This is a genomic window from Ruegeria sp. AL7 (assembly GCF_056536105.1).
Genome location: NZ_JBQFJF010000001.1, coordinates 2185461 through 2207547, shown reverse-complemented (window position 1 = coordinate 2207547; position 22087 = coordinate 2185461). Strand labels below are relative to the sequence as shown.

The following is a 22087-nucleotide window of genomic DNA, read 5'->3' as shown; positions in this document are numbered from 1 at the left end:
CCATGTCTGGCGTCTATCTGACCGGCCATGGCGGGCCAGAGGCGCTGGAATGGCGCGACGATATCCCTGTCCCGGCCCCTGGGCCGGGGCAGGTGCTTGTTCGGGTCGCTGCAGCAGGCGTGAATAACACGGACATCAACACGCGGGTCGGCTGGTATTCATCGGATGTCACCGGTGCGACGGATGCCGTCGATCAGGATATTGAAGCCGGCGGATGGGGTGGCGCACTGAACTTTCCCCGCATTCAGGGGGGCGATCTGTGCGGGATCGTTGAAAAGGTTGGGCCAAACTCGGGGTTCAAAAAGGGCCAGCGCGTGACTTGCCCGATCAACCTGCCGCGTCCGCGCCCAAGAAACCCTCAGGGCTTTATTGCGCTCGGGTCTGAGATTGATGGCGCTTTTGCCCAATATTGTCTGGTTGAAGCAAATGATCTTTACGACGTAAGTGCATCGCCCCTGTCTGATGTTGAAATTGCGGCCATTCCCTGCGCCTTTGGTACTGCCGAAAACCTGCTGACGCGCGCGGGCGTGACGTCTGGGCAAAAAGTTCTGATCACTGGCGCGTCAGGCGGCGTCGGTCTGGCGGCGGTGCAGCTTGCGGCGCTGCGCGGAGCATCGGTTTGGGGTGTGACGGCTGCAGAGAAGGCAGAGGTCGTCAGATCCCAAGGGGCGTTGGGCACATTCGGCCGGGATGAACTGCCGCCGCAGGATATGTTCGACGCGGTTATAGATGTTGTTGGCGGGCCCGCATGGGCATCGCTGATCCTTGCCCTGAAACCCGGCGGGCACTACGCCGTTTCTGGGGCAATCGCCGGCCCGATTGTCGAGGCTGATCTGCGGGACATCTATTTGCGCGACATCACCATTCACGGCTGCACGCATCAGGCACCCGAAGTCTTTGGCCGCCTAGTGGAGTTGATGAATACCGGACGGATCAAGCCACTGGTTTCCCGAACCTACCCGTTGAAGGATATCGTCCGCGCACAGGCTGATTTTCAGGCAAAGACCCTTCCGGGTAAACTCGTGCTGCTGCCTTAAGGAGCAACGACATGACAAAGATCACTCTGTTGGACGGTTCAATCGGACAGGAATTGGTCAAACGCAGCGGAGACCGGGCGACGCCACTATGGTCCACACGTGTGATGATCGACCACCCTGATCTGGTCGGCGCGGTGCATGGCGACTACTTCCGTCGTGGTGCCACGGTTGCCACCACCAATACCTATGCCGTCCACCGTTCACGCCTAGTGCGAGTGGGGATGGAGGACCAGATGCCCGCCCTTATCGACACTGCCCTGACACAGGCCGAACGTGCTCGTACTTCGACCGGGGGGCGGATTGCCGGGTCTCTGGGGCCGCTTCTTGCATCTTACCGACCCGACCTGAATCCCGACCCGGCAGATGCGGCGGGAAAGTTTGCTGAACTTGTGGCCTTGATGGCTGCGCGCGTCGATCTGTTTCTGATCGAGACAGTATCTTCGGTGCAGGAGGCCGAGGGTGCGCTGCGTGGAACGACCGGATGTGGCAAACCAGTCTGGCTGTCATTCACGGTCAATGACGAAGATGGCAGCCGCCTCAGGTCCGGCGAACCGCTCAGGTATGTCACGCCCTTGGTTGCAGAGTTTTCACCTGATGCGCTGCTGATCAATTGTTCGCGCCCCGAAGCGATCCCAGCTGCTCTGGACATTCTGTCCGGCATGAACAAGCCTTATGGTGCCTATGCCAACGGCTTTACACATATTTCGGATGAGTTTCTAAAGGACGCGCCGACAGTGGATGCGTTGGATCAACGCCATGATCTTGGTCCCGATGCCTATGCGGATCACGTCATGCGTTGGGTCGATCAGGGGGCCACGATTGTCGGTGGATGCTGCGAGATCGGCCCGGACCACATCGAAGCGCTGGCCAAGCGGTTGCGTACTGCCGGGCATGAGATCGTCTAAGGTGACAGCGATGAGGAAATTTGCTTCTGAATCACCGCAGGCGATACAGCAACATTTCGATATTTTGGTCGCACCCGGATTTGTGCTGCTTGAACTGGCCTCATTGGTCGAGGTTCTCAGGCTGGCAAATCGTGTGTGTCCGAAGCCGCCGTTCACTTTTGCCTATCGGTCGCTCAGAGGTGGCCCGATCTCCAGCAGCAGCGACGCGGTGGTGCAAACGGAACGCGTGCAGGCGCAGCCCAAGGCGAATTATCTTTTTGTGATCGGCAATTCTGACCCGGATCACCCTGACTTGTCTTTGGGGCGGGTGGTGTCGGATTACACCTTCCGGGATGCCAAGGTGTTTCTGCTGGCGGAAGCCGCCAGCCGGTATATCGACGAACAGGGTACAGACGACTTGGCAACCCACTGGGAGAATGCCTCGTTCCTGCGGGAACGCGGGGCCCGGTTTGAAGCCAAACTGTCGATTGCAACCGAACAGGGCGCCGTTGTGACCTGTGCCGGAATGGAGGCGACAACAGATATCGCGCTGGCAGTGATCGGTCGCCATATCTCAGGGCCCGCAAAAATGACCGTGGCGGACATCATGTTGCATGAAAATATCCGGGATTTCGCCTCGATGCAGCCATTCTCTGGGGTAAAGTTGACGGCGACCGGAGATGTGAAGCTGGATCAATGCATCAAACTCATGCAGGCCAATATCGAAGACCCTCTGCCGATCAATCAGATCGTCGATTCGCTGCAACTGTCGAACCGCTCGCTTGAGCGTAAGTTCAAAACCTTCTTTGGCACCACGCCCAACGGATTCTATCGTGAAATGCGGCTCGCCAAGGCCAATAACCTGCTTCTGAACACCACTATGAGCGTTCGCGAAATCGGATTGGCCTGTGGTTTTCCGAACGGGTTTTCCTCTGTTTACAAAAGCTTCTTCGGGGTCACGCCTTTTGTCGTTCGGCGGGAAAAGCGGGCCGCGACACATCGGTGAAAAATGCTGATCTTGTGACGTTTTTGGTGCATTTGTTGTCGATCTTCCGTGGCAGTTTACGCCAAACCTGACACAGCGGAGATTTCAGGATGGTTGATCTTCCCAGCAAGGCCCGAGTGGTCATCATCGGTGGCGGCGTCATCGGATGTTCGGTCGCCTATCATCTGACCAAGAAGGGCTGGACCGATGTTGTTCTGCTAGAACGCAAGCAACTGACCAGCGGCACCACCTGGCACGCGGCGGGCCTGATCGGGCAACTGCGCGCGTCTTCCAACATGACCAAACTGGCGCGCTATTCCGCAGAGCTCTATCTGGGCCTTGAGGAAGAGACCGGTGTCGCCACCGGCCTGCGTCAGGTCGGGTCCGTTTCGGTCGCCCTGACCAGTGAGCGGTTGGAGGAGCTTCACCGAAATGCGGCAATGGCCCGCGCCTTTGGCGTGCCGGTCGAAGAGCTTTCTCCGACTGAAGTCAAAGAGCGATATGAGCATATCAACCTCGACGGCGTGGCAGGTGGCGTTTGGTTGCCAACCGATGGCCAGGCGGATCCTGCTAATATTGCCTTGGCGTTGGCCAAGGGTGCGCGTCAACGCGGTGGGGTGATCAAGGAACGGGTGAAGGTGACCGGGATTTCCCGGCACGGACGGCGCGCGACCGGTGTCGACTGGGTCAGTGATGATGGGCAAACCCAAGGGCATATCGCCTGCGATATGGTTGTTAACTGCGCGGGAATGTGGGGACACGAGGTAGGCAAGATGGCTGGCGTGAATGTGCCGCTGCATGCCTGCGAACATTTCTACATCGTCTCTGAACCCATTGAAGGGTTGAGCCAGATGCCGGTTCTGCGGGTGCCAGATGAATGCGCCTACTACAAGGAAGATGCAGGCAAAATGATGCTGGGCGCATTCGAGCCCAATGCCAAACCCTGGGCCATGAACGGTATTCCCGACAGCTTCGAGTTCGACCAATTGCCCGAAGATTTCGACCACTTCGAGCCGATCCTCGAAGCGGCCTGCAACCGGATGCCTATGCTGTCCGAGGCGGGTATTCACACCTTCTTCAACGGCCCTGAATCCTTTACTCCCGACGACGCCTATCACCTGGGTCTGGCGCCTGAGATGGACAATGTCTGGGTCGCGGCCGGGTTCAACTCGATCGGTATCCAGTCCGCCGGTGGCGCGGGCATGTCCCTGGCCGAGTGGATGGATACCGGTGAAAAGCCCTTTGATCTGGGCGATGTTGATATCGGACGGATGCAGCCGTTTCAGGGCAATAAGAAATACCTTTATGAACGCTCAAAAGAAACGTTGGGGCTGCTCTACGCCGACCACTACCCCTATCGCCAAAAAGCTACGGCACGCGGTGTGCGCCGAACCCCGTTCCACCATCACCTGAAAGAACAGGGCGCCGTTTTTGGTGAAATCGCTGGTTGGGAACGGGCCAATTGGTACGCGAATGAAGGGCAGGAGCGCGAATACCAGTACAGCTGGAAGCGCCAGAACTGGTTCGAGAATTCCGCAGCCGAGCACAGAGCCGTGCGCGAGAATGTGGGCATGTACGACATGTCTTCCTTCGGCAAGATTCGCGTGGAAGGCCCTGATGCCGAAAAGTTCATGAACTACATCGGCGGGGGTGACTACTCAGTCCCTATCGGCAAGATCGTTTATACGCAGTTTTTGAACCGCACAGGCGGGATCGAAGCAGACGTCACCGTGACCCGCCTGACCGAAACCGGCTATCTGGTCGTGACCCCCGCAGCAACACGCTTGGCGGATCAGACATGGATGATGCGCCATGTCGGCGATTTCAGTGTGGTCATTACAGATGTCACAGCGGGTGAAGGCGTTCTCGCTGTCATGGGGCCAAACGCCCGGGCTCTGCTGGAAAAGGTCTCGCCCAACGATTTCACAAACGCGACCAACCCCTTTGGTACTGCCCAGCAGATCGAGATCGGAATGGGCCTGGCCCGTGCACATCGCGTGACCTATGTGGGTGAGCTTGGGTGGGAAATCTATATTTCCTCAGACATGGCGGGCCACGTCTTTGAGACCCTGCATGAGGCTGGTCAGGACATGGGGCTGAAGCTGTGTGGTATGCACATGATGGACAGCTGCCGGATCGAAAAGGGTTTCCGGCACTTCGGCCACGATATCACCTGTGAGGATCACGTGGTTGATGCTGGTCTTGGCTTTGCCGTCAAGGTGGACAAAGGCTGTGATTTCATCGGGCGTGAGGCGGTGATTGCACGAAAAGAAAGCGGCCCGAAAAGCCGTCTGGTACAGTTCCGTCTGACCGACCCTGAACCGCTGTTGTTCCACAACGAGCCGATCGTGCGTGATGGCGAATATGTCGGCTACCTGAGTTCCGGCAATTACGGTCATAGCCTCGGTGGTGCCGTCGGAATGGGCTATGTCCCGTGCGAAGGTGAAAAGGCCGCAGACGTTCTGGGTTCAACCTATGAGATCGATGTTTGCGGCGTGAAGGTTAAAGCCGAAGCATCGCTTAAACCGATGTATGACCCGAAATCCGAACGGGTGAAGGTCTGACAGACAGGGTAGGGGGCGCTGCCCCCGCCGCCCGTGCCGGGCGACTCCCCCGGGATATTTTGGGCCAGATGAAGTGCGGATCCCTTGCTTCACCTGGCTCTAAATATCCCGGAGCGCGAGGCAGAGCCTCGCAATTTTAGGGGCAACAGCTGCGGTCAGCAAACTTATCACAAATCGTTATGTGACACTTCACTGTTTTCAGAGTTTTCAATCCGTTCAGTTCTGCCGTAAACGGAACCGGTATAAACCGGAGAGCCTTCGTGACACCCACGCCATTACCACCTCAGAATGTGGATACTCCCAAAGGTTTGGCTTTGGCTGTCACAGCGTACGTCATGTGGGGATTCCTGCCGCTTTATATGAAGGCGATGGATCACATTGGACCTGTCGAGGTGGTGGCGCATCGGGTTATCTGGTCTGTTCCGGTTGCAGGTTTGCTGCTGGTCGCGCTGGGGCGCACCCGGGACTTGAAAGCTGCACTGGGCAATCCCCGGATGCTGGCCATGGCGGCTTTGACGGCGGCGCTGATTTCCGTGAACTGGGCGATCTATGTTTGGGCGATCTCGACGGGGCACGCGCTGGACGCGGCGTTGGGGTATTACATCAACCCGCTGTTCAGTATCGCGTTAGGCGCGATTTTGCTGCGTGAGCCCCTGACGCGGACCCAGCTGTTCGCGGTGGGGCTTGCCGCGCTGGGCGTTCTTGTGCTTGTGCTTGAGGCTGGGCGACTTCCCTGGGCGGCGCTGGGTTTGATGGTCAGTTGGGGTTTCTATGCATTCTTTAAGAGATCCCTTCCAATTGGTCCCAACCAGGGTTTTCTGCTTGAGGTCCTGATCCTTTTGATCCCGGCCCTGGCCTATGTCACCTGGCTGGGTGTGCAAGGCACAGGCCATTTCGGCGCAGCGATGTCCGATACCGCATTGTTGTCCTGCGCCGGTATCGTCACGGCGGTGCCATTGCTGGTCTATGCGAACGGAGCCAAGCTGGTGCGCCTGTCGACCATGGGCATCCTACAATACATTGCGCCGACTATGATTTTCATTACAGCCATCACTCTGTTCGGTGAGAAGATCGACACCGGACGCATGATCGCATTCCCCCTGATCTGGGTGGCTTTGGTCATTTACTCGATCCCATTGATCCGGCAGGCGCGGGCTCAGGCCTGAAGCAACAGGCGTGCTGCAGCATCTGCCCACAGCGCATAGGCCCGGGGGCTTGGGTGATAGCCGTCCGGTGCCGCCAGGGCCGGGTCGTCGGGCAGATCAAGCCTCAGGTGCAGCACATGGGGATGGACGGACACAACCTGTTGCAACGCATTATCCAGCCGCGCAGCCTGACGGCCAAGCACCCAGGCCAATGGATGTGGCAGGGCCGGAAACCTGTTCATTTGCGGAACGCCGGTGATGACTATTCGCCGCGCCCCCAGTTCGTTTGACAGGATGTTGATAAGCTGCGCCTGGCGATCCGCAAATGTGCGGCAAGAGACGGCGCGGGTGACGTCATTCACCCCCAAAGCCGTGACCACCGCATCGAATTCGCCCTTTATGCCCCTCAGGCGGTCAATCGTATCCAGCGTCGTGTACCCTGTGGTGGCCTCAAGTTGCCACTCAACCGTGTGATTTCTGGCCAGCCGGTCCACAAGCTGTCCCGACAAGGCCTGCGCCTGAGTTCCCGCGCCCACTCCGGCCGCCGAGCTATCGCCGGTGATCAGCAAACGAAGGCGGGGGCCACGCCCTGTTCGGCCCTCTCGCGGGCCAGTTGGCTCTGGCAAAAGCCGGGCGTTGCGGCGCACCAAAAGCGCTTGCGTGGCCAGAACGGGCAGCAAGGGCACACGTAGTACCTGGTCGGGTGCTATCAGGGCGCGCATCATCAAGTCACGTCAGGGCGTTTTTGAATTCCAGAAAACGAGCGTCAGTCATCACGCGCGCCATCATCGCCTCGCGTAAAGCGCCGACTGTTTTGTAGGGGCGCATGGCGACTTCGAAGATTTGGATCAAACCGGCCTCGTTCAGTGTAATGAGGTCAACGCCAATGCCGTCCAAATCTCCAATCTTGCATTGAAATTCCAGCGCCCAATCGTTGCCGGCGCCCATGACCCGGCGATACCGGAAGTCGGAAAAGACCTGCCCGACATGGCCAAGTACGGCAGCCACAGGTGCGCGCCCGGTCCACGTACTGTAATAGGTTGGTGGCAGGAACTGCACATCTTCGGCCAGCAGATCGTGAATCAGCGCCTCATCGCCCTTGGCGACAACCTCTTGTAGTCGTTCAATTGTCGGGTGCATGTCCTGTCCTCCTGCGCAGAAGTTCACCGAACATGGCCGGGCGCGCAAGGACGACGTTGCGGGAAGGTGCGCGCTGAGATAGGCAGGCCCGCATGAGCGAAACCTATGCCCCCCCGCAAACCGCGCTGGACGTGCTGCACGAAGATGCGCAGCTGATTGTGGTGAACAAACCGTCGGGTCTGCTTTCCGTACCGGGGCGGGGCGAGCATCTGGCTGATTGCCTTCTGACACGCGTGCAGGCGGCTTTCCCTCAGGCGTTGCTTGTGCATCGACTGGACCGGGACACATCAGGTGTCATGGTTTTTGCCCAAACACCCCATGCGCAACGGCATCTGAGTATGCAGTTCGAAAAGCGGCAGACCCGGAAAACCTATATTGCCCGTGTCTGGGGGCGGATGGAGCCAAAGACCGGCACGGTTGACCTGCCGTTGATCGTGGACTGGCCCAACCGGCCCAGACAAATGGTGTGTCATGATACGGGCAAACCTGCGGTCACCGATTGGCGCGTTGTGAAACATGAGGGCGAGACCTCTCGCTTGCGTATGTTTCCCAAAACCGGGCGGTCTCATCAGCTGCGCGTTCATATGCAGGCATTGGGTCACCCGATCCTGGGCGATCCGTTCTATGCAACAGGTGCGGCGAGGGAGTTCCCCAGATTGATGCTGCATTCCGAAGAATTGCGCCTGAAGCATCCTGAGGGCGGGCACTCGATGAAATTTCGCGCCCAGCCCGATTTCTGATCTCAGACAATTCCGGCCCACAGCATCTTCAGGTTGCCCAGCGAAATGCGTCTTGTTCGTTTCGTCGAAACCGGCTGGCGGCAATGGCGCTCCTGCGCGAGCTCACGTTCAATCTCGAAGGCACGCAGTGTGTGATCCTGTGACCATTGACCAAGCTTCAGTGTCATCATGACGTGGTTGTCGAGGTGCGGCATTTCTTGGCTCCTTGTGTGATATCCACCCATTGTCGCGCGTCACTGCTGACAGCATGTTGTCAGTGGGGTGTGCTAGGGTGTCAGCAGAGTGTCAGGAGAATGCGATGCGCCGTTCGACCCGTTTATTTGAAATCATCCAGATTCTGCGGGCCGCAGGTGCGCCGGTCACGGCAGAAGCGCTGGCTGCCCGGCTGGAGGTGTCCATGCGCACCGTCTATCGTGACATTGCCGAATTGCAGGCCCAGCGAACACCCATCGAAGGTGAGGCCGGTGTCGGCTACATGATGCGGCGTGGTTACGATTTGCCGCCGCTGAATTTCGACGCCGAAGAGGTTGAGGCTCTGTGGGTTGGCCTGTCTCTTCTGGCGCGCACCGGCGACAGCCACTTGCAGCGCGCTGCAAGTCGAATCTGTCGGAAGATCGATGCACTGCATAGCCCGACCGATTGGTTGCAGGTTTCACCCTGGGGGGCTCCGGCGGATGATCCCGAGAAGGGATGTGTTTCTGTTTCGCATTATCGCGAAGCTATTCGGGCAGAACGGAAAATCCGCATCACTTACGTAGATGGTGAAGGCGAACAAACCATCCGCGTGGTGCGCCCACTGGCGCTGATCTATCACGTCGAATGTACGTTGCTGGCAGGGTGGTGCGAGATGCGAAACGGCTTTCGCCATTTCAGAACCGATCGCATCTGGTCCAGTGAATTCACTGACGAAGGATTTCTGGGGCAAGGTAAATCTTTGCGCGATCTCTGGCAGGAGCAACAGCTCGCGGGCACCTTTGCGGAACCGGTATGAATGGCCTTTGGCGGGTATTCGCCGATTTCACCGCATTGTTGCTTGAGCCTGTGAGCAAGCGCAGTGATATACTGGGTGAAATGGATCAAGCCCGAAAAACGGGTACCGGAGCAGAAGGTGATATCATGACGATTTCAAAGTTTTTCCTGGCGACAGGCTTGTGTTCAATCATGGCCGTGACGGCCTGTACCGATCCGGGCACCCTGACCGTTCAGAACGACCCCAACAAAAACACCAAGCAGGGTGCGGTTCTAGGCGGCCTTATCGGTGCGGGTGTCGGCGCGATTGCCAATAATTCGAACCCGGGTCTTGGGGCGCTGGCCGGCGCCGCCATTGGTGCCGCCGGTGGCGGTCTGATCGGCAACCAGTTGGACAAGCAGGCTGCCGAGTTGCGCCAACAACTGGCGAATGACGGGATTACAATCGTCAATGCGGGTGACCGGCTGATCGTGACTGTCCCGAATGACATTACGTTTGACACAGACAGCTCGACCGTGCGCCCGGCGCTGCGGGCGGATCTGGTGAAAGTGGGCCAAAACCTTGTCAACTATCCCAACTCGAACGTTCAGATCATCGGTCATACCGACAGCGATGGTGACGCGTCTTATAATCAGGGGTTGTCCGAGCGTCGCGCAAACGCGGTCGCGGATATCCTGCAAGCCAATGGTGTCAGCTACAGCCGTATCAGAACCTACGGTCAGGGTGAAAACAACCCGGTCGCGTCCAACCTGACGCCGCAAGGAAAAGCGCAAAACCGTCGGGTTGAGATTGTTGTGGTCCCCAGCGGAAACGCGTGATCCTGAAACGCAGGACCGGTCTGGCCCGGCCCCTGTTGCGCAATGACTGTGCGTCAATGGGGGTTTGGTCAGGGCCAATCTCGGTCTAACTATTGGGAAACACTGATACGGAGTTGTCCCTGATGTCTCAACCGACCCTGCTTGGCCTGTCCGGCTCCCTGCGCAAGGACGCGACGAACCGCAAACTGCTGCGCGAAGCGGCCCGGTTGTTCGACCCTGTCAGCTATACCGAAGCAGACCTGAACCTGCCGCTTTATGATGGCGATCTGGAGGATGCCGAAGGGATACCGGCACCTGTTCAGATGCTGGCCGACCAGATCGGGCAGGCGGATGCGGTGATCATCTCGACGCCCGAGTACAACAAAGGGCCTTCGGGAGTTCTGAAAAACGCACTGGACTGGGTCAGCCGGACGAAAGGCAATCCATGGGCGAGCAAGCCGGTTGCTGTAATGTCGGCTGCGGGTGGCCGCGCGGGTGGGGAAAGGGCACAGATGATCCTGCGCGCCTGCATGGTGCCCTTTCAGCCCCGCATCTTGCAGGGTCCGGAAATCCACCTCGCCGACAGTTCGAATGAGTTCGACGATCAGGGAAGGTTGTTATCCGAGCGATACGAAAACTCGCTGCACATGCTGATGCAGAAACTCAGGGCCGAGGCCGGTTTCTGAGCTTGGACTGCCCATATGTTGGAACAGCGTCAAAGCGATATCCTTGACCCGGCCCGTGCAGCGTCGTTTCAGGTTGCGTTGGGCTCTGAGCCAACAATTGCCAAAGGCTCAGCTCTGCCGCCATTCTTCCATCAGCTCTATTTCTGGGCGCCGCAACCGCCTGCCGAGCTGGGGCGGGATGGGCATCCCAAGGTGGGTGGCCTGATCCCGGATATGGGATTGCCCCGCAGAATGTGGGCCGGTGGGCAATTGGAATATCATGCACCGCTGATCGCGGGTGTCCCTGCTGACAGGACATCGGTTCTTGAAAACCAAAGCGCAAAAGCGGGCCGGTCCGGCCCGTTGGGTTTTGTCACGTTGCGGCACGAGATACGGCAAGGCGGCCAACTTTGTCTGACAGAATGGCAGGATCTTGTTTATCGTGAAGACCCCGCACCGGGTGTGATGACTCCGGCGCCGCCCCAATCGCGCACGGATGAAACGGATATCCGCGCGGTCGAGTTTAATTCCACCCTGCTGTTTCGCTATTCGGCGCTGACCTTCAACGGCCATCGCATTCACTACGATCTGGACTATGCGCGTGATGTGGAAGGATATGCAGGGCTGGTTGTGCACGGGCCACTTCTGGCGCAGCTTCTGATGCTGTTTGCAGTTGATCTTGGCGGACCACTCAAGTCGTTTTCTTTCCGTGCGACCTCACCGTTGATGCATTTCGAGACTGCCCAGCTGTGCCGGAAAGGTCAGGACATGTGGGTGCGCGGCCCGGACGGGCGGCAATGCATGAAGGCTGTGGCCCTATTACAGTGAGACTTCGGGGCGGAAGTCATCGGGGATCGAATCCCGGTCCTCCAGCATCAGATCGGCCATAACCTCGGCAACTTTCGGAGCCATGCCAAAGCCGATCTTGAAGCCGCCATTGGCGATGAACTGGCCCTGGTGCAATGGATGCAGGCCCAACATCGGGGCGCGGCTTTTGCTGCGGGGACGCACCCCGGCCCAACGTTCGATCACCTCGGCCCCGTGCAAAAGCGGCAGCGCGCGCGTGGCGCGGTCTATGACATCGTCCAAAGCACTGTCTGTGCTGGTCGGGTCGTCATAATCCCGTTCAGACGTTGATCCGATTGCAAGCGTTCCGTCCGCATGTGGCACGATATGGACCGCATCTGCGAATAGCTGTGGCATCTCTCCTGCATCAAAGCGCAACAGGGCGGCCTGGCCTTTGACACCGTTTCCGACGGTTTTTCCGTAGGCGTCGTTCAGTTCCAGTAATCCTGCTAGGCCCGTGGCGTGGACAACCTGTCCTTTATCATCAGCGTTACTGACAACGTGAACGCCCATCACCTCAAGGGCTGCAACCAGAGCGGCGCAGGCCCGCCGGGGATGCATGCGCGCTGTCAGTGTATCGCGGATGACAAAGCCGGTGGGGCTGGGCGGGCACCACGATCCGGCCTGCGATGTGCTGATCACCCGCCACTCTGCCAGCCCCTGCCAAAGTTGATCGGCTGAACCTTCGCGTTGCCGGGCCAGATCAAGGCTGCGGGTGTCAGGAATGGGTTGAAGACGGCCCAGACGGCCATAGCCGGGGGAAACGCCGCCGGTACCCTCGACCTGCTGCCAAAAGGGTTCGGCCATGATCAGGCTGTCGAATTGAAAAGCTTTCTTGGCATTCCAGTTTTCGGGCACATGCGGGGCCAAGGCCCCCACCAGACCGCCACTGGACCCGGAGCCCGGCCCAAAAGGGTCGACAACCTGTACCTTCGCGCCCCGCCGGGCGCAGGTCCAGGCGATGGACAGGCCGAAAATTCCTGCCCCGCGAACCGTCACATCGACCATTGCCAATTCCCTTTTCCTTGTTCAGTGTCGCGCCGCTTAGCTACAGGATTCCCCGATGGCAGACCAGCATGCCGAATTGACGTGGACCGAGGATCATATACCGGTCTCGGACCGTTTCGACGATCCCTATTACTCGTTGCAGAACGGGCTGGAAGAGACGCGCCATGTGTTTCTGGCAGGCAATGGTCTGCCAGAACGCTTTGCGCCGGGGTTTCATATTGCCGAGATGGGCTTTGGCACCGGTCTGAACCTGCTGACGGTTTGGTCTGAATGGGAGAAATCCGGCCAAACAGGCCCGCTTCGGTTCACCAGTTTCGAAGCCTTTCCCATGGCCACGGATGATATGCGTCGCGCGCTTGAGGCCTTCCCCGAGTTACACCCGTGGAGCAGCCGGTTTCTGGCCCATTGGACAGGTCACGCCTGCAATCTTGAAACCCTTCAATGCGAAGTGATCATCGGCGATGCGCGCAACAGCCTGCCGCAATGGGCAGGCATGGCCAACGCCTGGTTCCTTGACGGGTTCTCTCCGGCTAAGAACCCTGAATTGTGGGGGGCAGAGCTGATGCAGCAAGTGGCGGCGCATACTGCCACCGATGGCACGGCAGCCACATATACGGCCGCCGGGTTTGTTCGCCGCGGGCTTCAGGATGCCGGTTTCACCGTCACCCGTACATCCGGCTATGGCCGCAAGCGGCACATGACGCGGGCGCTCAAGGCATGACGCAGAAAAACAATGCAGGTGCGGGTATCGCCCTGATGGTGGGCGCGACGATTGTCTTTGCCTTGCAGGACGGTATCTCACGCCATTTGGCCGGAACCTATAACACCTACATGGTGGTGATGATCCGCTATTGGTTCTTTGCGGCCTTTGTCATTGCACTGGCGGCGCGATCTTCCGGCGGGTTAAGGGCGGCCATGCAGACGAACCAGATGGGGCTTCAAATCCTGCGGGGCCTGCTGCTGGCCACCGAGATCTGCGTCGCCGTGTTCGGTTTCACAGTGCTCGGTCTGATCGACAGTATGGCCGTTTTCATAAGCTATCCCCTGCTTGTCGCCGCGCTGAGCGGGCCGGTTCTGGGTGAAAAGGTTGGATGGCGGCGCTGGGTTGCGATCGGTGTCGGTTGCATTGGTGTTCTGATCATTCTGCAGCCGGGCGTTGGTGTTTTTGATCCTTGGGCCGTCATACCGCTGATCTCGGCGTTTTTGTTTGCGATTTACGGCCTGCTGACGCGCTACGTCGCACGTCAGGACAGCACGGCCACCAGCTTTTTCTGGACCGGCGTTGTTGGTGCCATCGCCATGACCCTTTTTGGAATGTGGTTCTGGGAGCCAATGGCCCGCAGCGACTGGCTGTGGATGGCGTTGCTGTGCGTCAGCGGGGCAACGGGGCACTGGCTGCTGATCAAATGTTATGAGATGGCCGAAGCCAGCGCCGTCCAACCCTTCGCCTATTTCCACCTTGTCTGGAGCGCGATTCTGGGGATTTCGATCTTTGGTGAAAAACTGCGCCCCGAAGTTGTCACGGGCGCAGCGATTGTTGTGGCCGCAGGTCTGTTTACCTTATGGCGCGAACGCCGCCAGCGATGATCCGATCAGTTCCTGCGAAAACGGAACCGGCAGGGCGGGCTGCCCCAGACGGGCGCGGTAGACCGGCAGGCTTTCGGTCACGCGCATCACATAATTGCGCGTCTCATTGAACGGAATGGTCTCAATCCAGTCTACGATATCCACCTCACCGGTGCGCGGATCACCATAGCGTTCCATCCACGAGATCGGGCGCTTTGGACCGGCATTGTATCCGGCCGCCATCATGACGACATTCCCGTTGAACTCGGTCGCAAGGCCCGAAAGATAGTTGGCGCCAAGCTTGGCATTGTATTGCCAGTCCGACGTCAACCGACCGGTCTGATGGCCGCTGAGTATCCCCAGTTCTCCAGCCACCAGCTTGGCTGTTGCAGGCATCACTTGCATCAGGCCGCGCGCCCCCGCGCCGCTGACGACAACCGGATCAAATTCGCTTTCGCGCCGCGCGATGGCCAGCGTCATTTCCTTGGCCATTGGCAGACGCATGTCGGCCACCGGATGAACTGGGTAATAGGCCGCAGGCAAAACGGTGCCCGTGGTCGCTGCCCGCTTGGCGATCATCACAGCCAGATGCGGCTGTTTCAGCTCAATCGCAAGGTCGCCCAACTGATTGGCCTGCACAGGGTCAAGACCTTCGACAAGATGGGTCAGGAACCTCTCGGACAAGTTGTCTTCGCCGGCCTTGAGCAACAGCAGCCCGGCTTCCAGAACGCTGGAATCGGCGAAATCTGCCTGACGCCAATGCGGGGCGCGACGCGGATTGGCCAGTTCCTTGTCAAATGGTCGTCCGATCCGTTCCGCCGCCAGAAGACCATAAAAAGAGGTCTGATGGTCCGCGCCCATGGCGTAGGCCTCATAGGCTTTGTCTGCGTCCCCAAGCTCGGCGTAAGCCCGCCCCAGCCAATAGCCCCCGCGCCCTTTCGAGATTGGCGATTGCACGGCATCCGAAAAATTCTGGAAGTGTCGCACGGCTGTGGCGGGGTCATTCAGTTTGCGCAGGGCCAAAAACCCGGCCAGCCACTCCAGATCCGCATAGGAATATCCCATTTCCGGGGTCATATGGTGCTTGGCCGCTACGTCATAAGCACGCGCCGCCCGCCCCGATCGCATCTCGAGCCGGGCCAGACGGCGACGACCCTCGGCCCATTTGTCAGGCTCGCCCAGGGCTTCCGGTCCGCTTGACCGTGCCAGCATCAGGTCGACGGCGCTGTCATCCAGTTCTTTCTTGTCCCGCCAGACAAAACGGTCGAATGCCAGCCCCGGCGTATCTGCCAGCGACTTCGGCACCGCCGCCACCTTGCCGTCAACGCCTGGCTGGCGTTTCTGCAATGCGATCCGCGCTTCGGCCAACTTGCGCTCGTCGGTGCTGACTAAGGGCAGCATCTGTTCTGCGCTGACCAAATGGCCATCCCACAGCATCCGGTCCAGCCGCGCGGCATGGTGCGGCTTCAGCAGTTTGGCAAAATTCTCCAGATAGTCCTTTTGCAACCCCGACCCCATCGGCATGGTACGCCAGGCTGTCACGATATCGGCTTCCGCCTCGCCAATGCGCCCTTTGGCCTTAAGGGCCACCGCATAGTTCAGCGCGCCTTCAGCAGTCTGAGGGGGCAAGCCAGCGTAAAACTTCAGAACTCTGTCGGGATCGGCCCCGGTAAAGACCGGCTCGCTCTTGCGGCGCAGCCAGTCCAGCCCGGGCCAGTCCGGGCGGCGTTCGAGAAACACCAGCACATCGCCCGAGCTGCCAAATCCCTCACGTAACCAGTGCCAGACGATGACATCGCGCGAGACCGAGCCGCGCTGGCCCGATACGCGCAGCGCCGCATTCCAGTCGCCCTTGCGCATTTCATACAGCCCGGAGCGCAAATCATCGGCCGCATCCGCGCGTGCGGCTTGCGGTGTCGTCACTGCGTATAGAATCAAACCGGTCAACAGTGCCAGAAAGCGTGTCATCCCTTGCATTTCCCAACCAACCGAGGATAGAGCCTGTGAGGATAAACCCTGCGCCGGCGGGATCAACTCACAAAGCTGGAAACGTGAGTGACCAGGGCGCAAAAACCGCAATATGCACCTTAAGGAGCGTGTCATGTTCAAAGGCTCGATGCCAGCCCTCGTCACTCCGTTCAACAACGGCGAGTTGGACCTGAAGACGCTTAAACATCTGGTTGAATGGCAGATCTCCGAAGGCTCGACCGGGCTGGTGCCTGTTGGAACCACCGGCGAAAGCCCGACGCTCAGCCACGACGAACACGAAACGGTCATCGAAGAAGTGGTCAAAACGGCTGCTGGCCGTGTTCCGGTTATTGCCGGTGCCGGGTCGAACAACACGGTCGAAGCCGTCCGGTTCGTTCAGTTCGCCGAAAAAGTTGGTGCCGATGCGGCGCTGGTTGTCACGCCTTACTACAACAAACCGACTCAACGCGGCCTGATCGCGCATTTCCAAGCCCTGCACGAGGCTGCGGATATTCCGATCATCATCTACAACATTCCCGGGCGATCGGTCATCGACATGACCCCGGCCACCATGGGCGAACTGGCCCGGTTGCCGCGTATTGTCGGGGTCAAGGATGCGACGGGCGATCTGGCGCGCGTCAGCCAGCAGCGTGCGATCTGTGGCAAGGACTTCTGCCAGCTATCCGGTGAAGACGCCACTGCACTGGGTTTTAACGCCCATGGCGGTGTCGGATGCATTTCAGTCACCGCAAACGTGGCTCCCAGGCTATGCGCCGAATTCCAGCAGGCCACATTGTCGGGCGATTATGCAAAGGCACTGGAATACCAGGACAAGCTGATGCCGCTGCACGAAGCGATCTTTATAGAACCCGGGTTGGTCGGCGCCAAATACGCGCTCAGCAAACTGGGTCTCTGCAGCACCGAAGTCCGCTCACCTCTGACTGAGCTGGAAGACAACACAAAAGCCGCGATTGATGCGGCAATGGCACACGCGGGCCTCATCTAACCCGGCCTTCAGAAACCAGTAAAGGCGGCCTCGACTACCGAGTGCCGCCTTTTTGGTTTTCAGGATCCAAACTTCATCTGGCCAAAAATATCCCGGGAGAGCCGCGGCTTGCCGCGGCGGGGGCAGAGCCCCCTCAGCGTTTGCCGTAATAAAGCCCTACGACATGTTCAGCCTGCGCAAAGAACAACCAGCGCGAGGTCGCGATGCCTGCCAGATGCGATGCCACTGCCAGCAGGGCCAGGAAATGGTTGAATGGCAGGACCAGAAACAGAACCGGCAGGACAAAGGCCAATACAAACGAGATCACCCTTAGCTTATCGGCATGTTTGCGCCCGACCACATGAACAAACTCACGCAGCAGATAGTTGGTACCGGTATGCGGTGGCTCGAACGCTCTGACGGTACCCCGGTTACCCAAACCTGTGGCTGTGCCCAGATTCGTTCCGGATGCTTCCAGCGCTTTGTCGCCTTTCTTCCAATACAGGATTTGAACCAAAGCGGCGATCAGCAGAAGCGGAATGGCAACCCGTGTCTGGCCAGCCAGCAACGCACCACCTGCCAGGCTGAAGCTCAGGAACATGGCGGGGGTCAGGTTCATATTCCAGCGCGGGATGGTCTTGAGTTGCGTGTAGATCATCGAAGTCGTGAACACGGTCGCCAGTGACATCAACGCTCCGATCCAACCCAGCAGGCTCCATTGCCGATCCAGAAACACCACGCCAATCGCGTAAAGCCCCATGACGACCAGGGCGAGCACGGCACACCAGCCCTCACGGCTGAGCCAGCTCGTTTTCCATTGAGTAAAAGCCTTCCAGGCCCGTTCTGGGTGGCCGAGATGGAAGGTCGAGGCCATCAGCCCTCCGACGGCCAGACCGTAAGCAATGGCGAAGAACACAAAGGCCACCCAACCCGAGACAGCCGGAAGGCCAAGACCAAGAAAGAAGAGCAGGCCGAAGCCCAGACCGGACAGGGTGGTAAAGAGGATGACGGAGGGTGCAGGATGCATCAGAGTTTCTCCAACGTCTTGTCGAGCCAGCCGAGGAAGCCCTTGGGCTCTTCAGCGACAGGTGCCAACAGGGGGGCCAGGATGTCGATCTGATCTTCCACCGTGTCTTTCGGGCGCGGCGGCAGATATTTATTGACGGGTTTGGTGCCCATTTCGGGCATCAGGTCCATTCCGCCGCGATCCGCAACAAGCTTGCTGACGTCGCTGTCCGGATCGCCCAGATCGCCAAAGTGCCGCGCGCCCGCCGGACAGGTTCGGACACAGGAGGGAATCCGGTCCACCTCGGGCAGGTTCTCGTTATAGATCCGGTCGACGCAGAGTGTGCATTTCTTCATCACCCCCTCGGCCTTGTCCAGTTCACGCGCGCCATAGGGGCAGGACCAGGCACACAGGCCGCACCCGATACAGTCGCTTTCATTAACCAGCACGATGCCATCTTCGACCCGCTTGTAGCTGGCCCCGGTCGGGCACACGGTAACACAGGGCGCATCTTCGCAATGCAGGCAGGATTTAGGGAAATGGATCAGTTGCGCGTGCCCTTCCGCCGGTTGCACCTCGTAGGAATGCACGCGGTTCAAGAAAGTGCCCGAAGGATTGGCGCCATAGGCATCCTGATCGGACAGTGGCGCGCCATAATTCTCCGTGTTCCAGCCTTTGCAGGAAATCACGCAGGCATGGCAACCAACGCAGGTGTCCAGGTCGATCACCAGACCCATCTTGCGCTCGGTGGAGTTCGGTAGCTGGGTCATGTCAGGATACCTGTGCTGTTGAGGACGGGTGAGGGGGCCAGCCCCCTCTTGAGCCTGCGGCTCAATTCACCCCCGGGATATTTGTGGCCAGATGAAGTGCGGATCCGGGTCATTTGCCCACCTTCCACGCCAAATTCGCAGGGCCCGTTCCTACCGGTGATTTGATTGGGTCAAAATGAGGCTGGCTTTGGGCATCGGCGGGCGCGTCGGCCTTTTCGATTTTCACCTTCAGGTCAAACCATGCGGCCTGACCAGTAATGGGGTCGGAATTGGCCCAACGTAGCCCGTCGCCTTTTGGCGGCAGCAATTCGTGGATCAGGTGGTTGAGCAGGAAACCCTTGGTGGCCTCGGGCGCGTCCTCTTGCAGGGCCCAGGCGCCTTTGCGTTTGCCGATGGCGTTCCATGTCCAGACGGTGTTGTCGTTCAGCGCGGCCATTTCCATCACAGGGACCGTAATCTCACCATGAGGGGATGTGATTTTGGCCCAATCTCCGTCGTTCAGGCCGTGCTTGCGCATCAGCCTGGTCGGAACATAAAGCGGATTTCGCCCGTGCAACTGCCGCAGCCAGGCGTTTTGCGTGCCCCAGCTGTGATACATCGCCATCGGGCGCTGGGTCAGCGCGTTGACTGTGAAGCCGTCGTTGCCGTGCTGATCGGTTTCGTACCAGATCGGAAGCGGGTCCATCGTGTCTTTGATCCGCTGGCGCAGATGATCAGGCGGCTGTCGGTCGCCATGGCCTTCGGCTGCCAGCTGAAACTTGCGCATCGGTTCGGAGTAGAGTTGGAATAGGTATGGCTGCGGGCTGTCATAGAGCCCCATGCCCACGGCCCAGTCCTGATAGGCTGTATTCCATGGTTTGTAGTAATCCGCGCCTTGCGGGATATGCGCCACGTAGAAGCCACCGTTTTCGATATAGCGGTTCAACTGATCCGGGTTGACCTCTCCGCGCCCTTCCTTGTCGGCGTTTTCACCGCGGAATCCGGCCAGCGGGCCAATACCCGGCTTGCGTTCGTGATTGACGATATAGTCGGCGTAATCGACCCATTTTGCGCTGCCGTCTTCATGGGTGAAACCCGGGAGCTTCATGCGGTTTGCGAGATCGATCAATACTGACTGAAACCCGCGCACGTCACGGTCCGGTTCGATCACAGGCCAGCGGATGGCGTCAGCGGCCGCGTCCGCCTCGCAAATCGGGCGATCCAGCAGCGAGATACAGTCGTGGCGTTCGAGGTAAGTAGTATCCGGCAGGATGAGGTCCGCGTAAGCCACCATCTCGGAAGAATAGGCGTCTGAATAGATGATGCGCGGGATCACGTAATCGCCGTTTTCATCCTTGTCCGTCAGCATCTCGATGACACCCGTGGTGTTCATGGTCGAGTTCCAAGACATATTGGCCATGTACATGAACAGCGTATCGATCTTGTACGGGTCGCCCGCATGTGCGTTCGAGATCACCATATGCATCAGCCCGTGGCTGGACATCGGGTTTTCCCAGGTGAACGCCTTGTCGATCCGTGCGGGGCTGCCATCTTCCTTCAGTGCAAGGTGTTCCGGACCGCGGACGAACCCCAAGTGCGGGCCATCCAAGGGCGAGTTGGGCGTCACCTTGCAATGCGGTGTCGGGTGCGCCTCGACCGGTTTGGGGTAGGGGGGCTTGAAGCGGAAACCGCCGGGAACCTCGACCGTGCCCAGGATGATTTGCAGCACGTGCAGAGCGCGGCAGGTCTGGAAACCATTGGCATGAGCCGAAACGCCGCGCATCGAGTGCATCGCGACAGGGCGGCCGATCATCTTTGTGTGTTTCTCGCCCCGGAAATCGGTCCATTCGTGATCCAGTTCGAATGCCTCGTCAAAGGCGACGCGCGCCAGTTCCGCGGCAATCGCGCGAATGCGCTTGGCGGGAATACCGCATGTTTCGGCAACGGCTTCGGGCGCGTGCTCCTCGGACAGGTATTTTTCCGCCATCAAGTGAAATACAGGGCGATGAACGACACCGTCGTTTGCGTAGACCGCCGACAAATCCGGGCGAACGCCAGGCGTATCGAAAGCCGTCAGCTTGCCTGTATTCCGGTCGATGACCAGAGGCTTTCCGTCATCGTCGCGCAGGAACAGGCCTTTTCCGGCGCCTTCGGACGCGTTCACCAAAACCGGGGCATTGGTATAGCGGCTGAGATAGTCGAGATCGATCTTTCCGGCTTTCATCAGCACATGGATCAACGACAGGATGAACAGCCCGTCAGTTCCCGGTGTGATGCCGACCCAATCATCAGCGACGGCGTTGTATCCGCTGCGGATGGGGTTGACGCCGATAACACGTGCACCGCGCGCCTTGATCTTTCCAATACCCATTTTGATCGGGTTGGAGTCGTGGTCTTCGGCCACGCCAAACAACATGAACAGTTTGGTGTGGTCCCAATCAGGCTGGCCGAATTCCCAGAATGCGCCGCCCATCGTATAAATGCCGCCCGCAGCCATATTGACCGAACAAAAGCCTCCATGCGCCGCATAGTTGCAAGTTCCGAAATTTTGCGCCCAGAAGCTGGTGAAGCTCTGGCTTTGGTCCCGTCCGGTGAAAAAGGCCAGCTTTTCCGGGTTGTCTTTGCGGATTGGCTCCAGCCAGCTGACCGCCAGTTCCAGCGCTTCGTCCCAGCTGATCTCTTCAAATTCACCCGAGCCACGCGGGCCGACCCGTTTCAGTGGCTTGCGCAGGCGCGAGGGGGCATTGACCTGCATGATCCCGGCGGATCCCTTGGCACACAGGACACCCTTGTTCACCGGGTGGTCGCGATTGCCTTCGATATAAGCAACCTTGCCGTCTTTCATGTGGACGTTGATGCCGCATCGGCAGGCGCACATGTAGCAGGTGGTCCTGCGGATTTCGTCCGAGACTTTCGGTGACGTATCAAGGATCGGCTGCTGATGGGTCATTTGCGGGTCCAGTTGGTTATGTCAGGAGGATTTTGTCAGTTTCCTCGGTACTTTAGAACATCGTTCCGGGAACGGTGCGAAA

The 22087-nt window shown here is 59.0% G+C and carries 21 protein-coding genes; 13 read left to right on the top strand and 8 right to left on the bottom strand.

Annotated elements, in window-relative coordinates:
• Positions 1–2: 2 nt before the first annotated feature.
• From ACR3E2_RS11130 to rarD, 5 genes are all read left to right on the top strand, one after another.
• A complete protein-coding gene (locus ACR3E2_RS11130; protein ID WP_480484183.1) occupies positions 3–1037 on the top strand; it encodes an alcohol dehydrogenase family protein in 1035 nt (344 codons plus the stop codon).
• 11 nt (positions 1038–1048) lie between these two features.
• On the top strand, positions 1049–1942 hold the full coding sequence (locus tag ACR3E2_RS11125; protein WP_480484093.1) for a homocysteine S-methyltransferase family protein: 894 nt from the start codon (positions 1049–1051) through the stop codon (positions 1940–1942).
• Positions 1943–1952: 10 nt separating this feature from the next.
• The gene (locus ACR3E2_RS11120) at positions 1953–2927 is read left to right on the top strand and encodes a GlxA family transcriptional regulator (RefSeq protein WP_480484092.1); all 975 of its coding nucleotides are present in this window, start codon (positions 1953–1955) and stop codon (positions 2925–2927) included.
• Positions 2928–3016: 89 nt separating this feature from the next.
• On the top strand, positions 3017–5470 hold the full coding sequence (locus tag ACR3E2_RS11115; protein ID WP_480484091.1) for a GcvT family protein: 2454 nt from the start codon (positions 3017–3019) through the stop codon (positions 5468–5470).
• 260 nt (positions 5471–5730) lie between these two features.
• Positions 5731–6636, top strand: a complete 906-nt coding sequence (gene rarD / locus ACR3E2_RS11110; protein ID WP_267363579.1) for an EamA family transporter RarD — start codon at positions 5731–5733, stop codon at positions 6634–6636.
• Here the strand turns inward: rarD and ACR3E2_RS11105 are convergent.
• Together ACR3E2_RS11105 and ACR3E2_RS11100 are read right to left on the bottom strand one after the other, a co-directional pair.
• A complete protein-coding gene (locus ACR3E2_RS11105; protein WP_480484090.1) occupies positions 6627–7340 on the bottom strand; it encodes an SGNH/GDSL hydrolase family protein in 714 nt (237 codons plus the stop codon). The genes rarD and ACR3E2_RS11105 overlap by 10 nt on opposite strands.
• Positions 7341–7344: 4 nt before the next feature.
• Positions 7345–7755 (bottom strand): nuclear transport factor 2 family protein, encoded by a 411-nt coding sequence (locus tag ACR3E2_RS11100; RefSeq protein WP_209504951.1) that lies wholly within the window; start codon positions 7753–7755, stop codon positions 7345–7347.
• A 92-nt stretch (positions 7756–7847) separates the two neighbouring features.
• On the opposite strand from ACR3E2_RS11100, the gene ACR3E2_RS11095 reads away from it, so the two are divergent.
• Positions 7848–8495 (top strand): RluA family pseudouridine synthase, encoded by a 648-nt coding sequence (locus tag ACR3E2_RS11095; RefSeq protein WP_480484089.1) that lies wholly within the window; start codon positions 7848–7850, stop codon positions 8493–8495.
• A 2-nt stretch (positions 8496–8497) separates the two neighbouring features.
• Here the strand turns inward: ACR3E2_RS11095 and ACR3E2_RS11090 are convergent, their stop codons facing one another.
• The gene (locus ACR3E2_RS11090; RefSeq protein ID WP_480484088.1) at positions 8498–8689 is read right to left on the bottom strand and encodes a hypothetical protein; all 192 of its coding nucleotides are present in this window, start codon (positions 8687–8689) and stop codon (positions 8498–8500) included.
• Positions 8690–8793: 104 nt separating this feature from the next.
• Here ACR3E2_RS11090 and ACR3E2_RS11085 point away from each other — a divergent pair, with 104 nt between their 5' ends.
• From ACR3E2_RS11085 to ACR3E2_RS11070, 4 genes are all read left to right on the top strand, one after another.
• Positions 8794–9486 carry a helix-turn-helix transcriptional regulator gene (locus ACR3E2_RS11085; RefSeq protein WP_480484087.1) on the top strand — a complete coding sequence of 231 codons (693 nt, stop codon included), beginning with the start codon at positions 8794–8796 and terminating at the stop codon, positions 9484–9486.
• Positions 9487–9611: 125 nt separating this feature from the next.
• A complete protein-coding gene (locus tag ACR3E2_RS11080; RefSeq protein ID WP_480484182.1) occupies positions 9612–10283 on the top strand; it encodes a YiaD family glycine zipper/OmpA-like lipoprotein in 672 nt (223 codons plus the stop codon).
• Between the two features lie 122 nt (positions 10284–10405).
• On the top strand, positions 10406–10948 hold the full coding sequence (locus tag ACR3E2_RS11075) for an NADPH-dependent FMN reductase (protein WP_480484086.1): 543 nt from the start codon (positions 10406–10408) through the stop codon (positions 10946–10948).
• A gap of 15 nt (positions 10949–10963) precedes the next feature.
• Positions 10964–11755, top strand: coding sequence for an HTD2 family dehydratase (locus tag ACR3E2_RS11070; RefSeq protein WP_480484085.1), 792 nt, complete (start codon positions 10964–10966; stop codon positions 11753–11755).
• On the opposite strand, the gene ACR3E2_RS11065 is transcribed toward ACR3E2_RS11070, so the two are convergent.
• Complete coding sequence (locus ACR3E2_RS11065) at positions 11747–12781, bottom strand: NAD(P)/FAD-dependent oxidoreductase (protein ID WP_480484084.1); 1035 nt, start codon at positions 12779–12781, stop codon at positions 11747–11749. The two genes, ACR3E2_RS11070 and ACR3E2_RS11065, sit on opposite strands and share 9 nt — an antisense overlap.
• Before the next feature lie 55 nt (positions 12782–12836).
• On the opposite strand from ACR3E2_RS11065, the gene mnmC2 reads away from it, so the two are divergent.
• Together mnmC2 and ACR3E2_RS11055 are read left to right on the top strand one after the other, a co-directional pair.
• Complete coding sequence (mnmC2, locus tag ACR3E2_RS11060; protein WP_480484083.1) at positions 12837–13502, top strand: tRNA (5-methylaminomethyl-2-thiouridine)(34)-methyltransferase MnmC2; 666 nt, start codon at positions 12837–12839, stop codon at positions 13500–13502.
• The gene (locus ACR3E2_RS11055) at positions 13499–14368 is read left to right on the top strand and encodes a DMT family transporter (RefSeq protein ID WP_480484082.1); all 870 of its coding nucleotides are present in this window, start codon (positions 13499–13501) and stop codon (positions 14366–14368) included. The genes mnmC2 and ACR3E2_RS11055 overlap by 4 nt, the downstream gene beginning before the upstream one ends.
• Here ACR3E2_RS11055 and ACR3E2_RS11050 read toward each other — a convergent pair.
• Entirely contained in the window at positions 14342–16315 is a 1974-nt protein-coding gene (locus ACR3E2_RS11050) for a lytic transglycosylase domain-containing protein (protein ID WP_480484081.1), read from the bottom strand. The two genes, ACR3E2_RS11055 and ACR3E2_RS11050, sit on opposite strands and share 27 nt — an antisense overlap.
• A gap of 133 nt (positions 16316–16448) precedes the next feature.
• On the opposite strand from ACR3E2_RS11050, the gene dapA reads away from it, so the two are divergent.
• The gene (gene dapA / locus ACR3E2_RS11045) at positions 16449–17321 is read left to right on the top strand and encodes a 4-hydroxy-tetrahydrodipicolinate synthase (RefSeq protein WP_267363596.1); all 873 of its coding nucleotides are present in this window, start codon (positions 16449–16451) and stop codon (positions 17319–17321) included.
• Between the two features lie 133 nt (positions 17322–17454).
• Here dapA and ACR3E2_RS11040 read toward each other — a convergent pair whose 3' ends face one another.
• From ACR3E2_RS11040 to ACR3E2_RS11030, 3 genes are all read right to left on the bottom strand, one after another.
• Entirely contained in the window at positions 17455–18327 is an 873-nt protein-coding gene (locus ACR3E2_RS11040) for a dimethyl sulfoxide reductase anchor subunit family protein (protein ID WP_480484080.1), read from the bottom strand.
• Entirely contained in the window at positions 18327–19076 is a 750-nt protein-coding gene (locus ACR3E2_RS11035; RefSeq protein WP_267363598.1) for a 4Fe-4S dicluster domain-containing protein, read from the bottom strand. Before ACR3E2_RS11035 ends, ACR3E2_RS11040 begins: the two co-directional genes overlap by 1 nt.
• A gap of 109 nt (positions 19077–19185) precedes the next feature.
• Positions 19186–22005, bottom strand: coding sequence for a molybdopterin oxidoreductase family protein (locus ACR3E2_RS11030; RefSeq protein WP_480484079.1), 2820 nt, complete (start codon positions 22003–22005; stop codon positions 19186–19188).
• Positions 22006–22087: the final 82 nt, after the last annotated feature.

Coding starts and splice junctions, on each gene's coding strand:
- ACR3E2_RS11035 (WP_267363598.1), bottom strand. CDS start 19,076: ATGACCCAGCTACCGAACTCCACCGAGCGCAAGATGGGTCTGGTGATC.
- ACR3E2_RS11090 (WP_480484088.1), bottom strand. CDS start 8,689: ATGCCGCACCTCGACAACCACGTCATGATGACACTGAAGCTTGGTCAA.
- ACR3E2_RS11095 (WP_480484089.1), top strand. CDS start 7,848: ATGAGCGAAACCTATGCCCCCCCGCAAACCGCGCTGGACGTGCTGCAC.
- ACR3E2_RS11130 (WP_480484183.1), top strand. CDS start 3: ATGTCTGGCGTCTATCTGACCGGCCATGGCGGGCCAGAGGCGCTGGAA.
- ACR3E2_RS11075 (WP_480484086.1), top strand. CDS start 10,406: ATGTCTCAACCGACCCTGCTTGGCCTGTCCGGCTCCCTGCGCAAGGAC.
- ACR3E2_RS11050 (WP_480484081.1), bottom strand. CDS start 16,315: ATGACACGCTTTCTGGCACTGTTGACCGGTTTGATTCTATACGCAGTG.
- ACR3E2_RS11030 (WP_480484079.1), bottom strand. CDS start 22,005: ATGACCCATCAGCAGCCGATCCTTGATACGTCACCGAAAGTCTCGGAC.
- ACR3E2_RS11055 (WP_480484082.1), top strand. CDS start 13,499: ATGACGCAGAAAAACAATGCAGGTGCGGGTATCGCCCTGATGGTGGGC.
- ACR3E2_RS11125 (WP_480484093.1), top strand. CDS start 1,049: ATGACAAAGATCACTCTGTTGGACGGTTCAATCGGACAGGAATTGGTC.
- dapA (WP_267363596.1), top strand. CDS start 16,449: ATGTTCAAAGGCTCGATGCCAGCCCTCGTCACTCCGTTCAACAACGGC.
- ACR3E2_RS11070 (WP_480484085.1), top strand. CDS start 10,964: ATGTTGGAACAGCGTCAAAGCGATATCCTTGACCCGGCCCGTGCAGCG.
- ACR3E2_RS11040 (WP_480484080.1), bottom strand. CDS start 18,327: ATGCATCCTGCACCCTCCGTCATCCTCTTTACCACCCTGTCCGGTCTG.
- ACR3E2_RS11080 (WP_480484182.1), top strand. CDS start 9,612: ATGACGATTTCAAAGTTTTTCCTGGCGACAGGCTTGTGTTCAATCATG.
- ACR3E2_RS11065 (WP_480484084.1), bottom strand. CDS start 12,781: ATGGTCGATGTGACGGTTCGCGGGGCAGGAATTTTCGGCCTGTCCATC.
- ACR3E2_RS11115 (WP_480484091.1), top strand. CDS start 3,017: ATGGTTGATCTTCCCAGCAAGGCCCGAGTGGTCATCATCGGTGGCGGC.
- mnmC2 (WP_480484083.1), top strand. CDS start 12,837: ATGGCAGACCAGCATGCCGAATTGACGTGGACCGAGGATCATATACCG.
- ACR3E2_RS11105 (WP_480484090.1), bottom strand. CDS start 7,340: ATGATGCGCGCCCTGATAGCACCCGACCAGGTACTACGTGTGCCCTTG.
- ACR3E2_RS11100 (WP_209504951.1), bottom strand. CDS start 7,755: ATGCACCCGACAATTGAACGACTACAAGAGGTTGTCGCCAAGGGCGAT.
- ACR3E2_RS11120 (WP_480484092.1), top strand. CDS start 1,953: ATGAGGAAATTTGCTTCTGAATCACCGCAGGCGATACAGCAACATTTC.
- ACR3E2_RS11085 (WP_480484087.1), top strand. CDS start 8,794: ATGCGCCGTTCGACCCGTTTATTTGAAATCATCCAGATTCTGCGGGCC.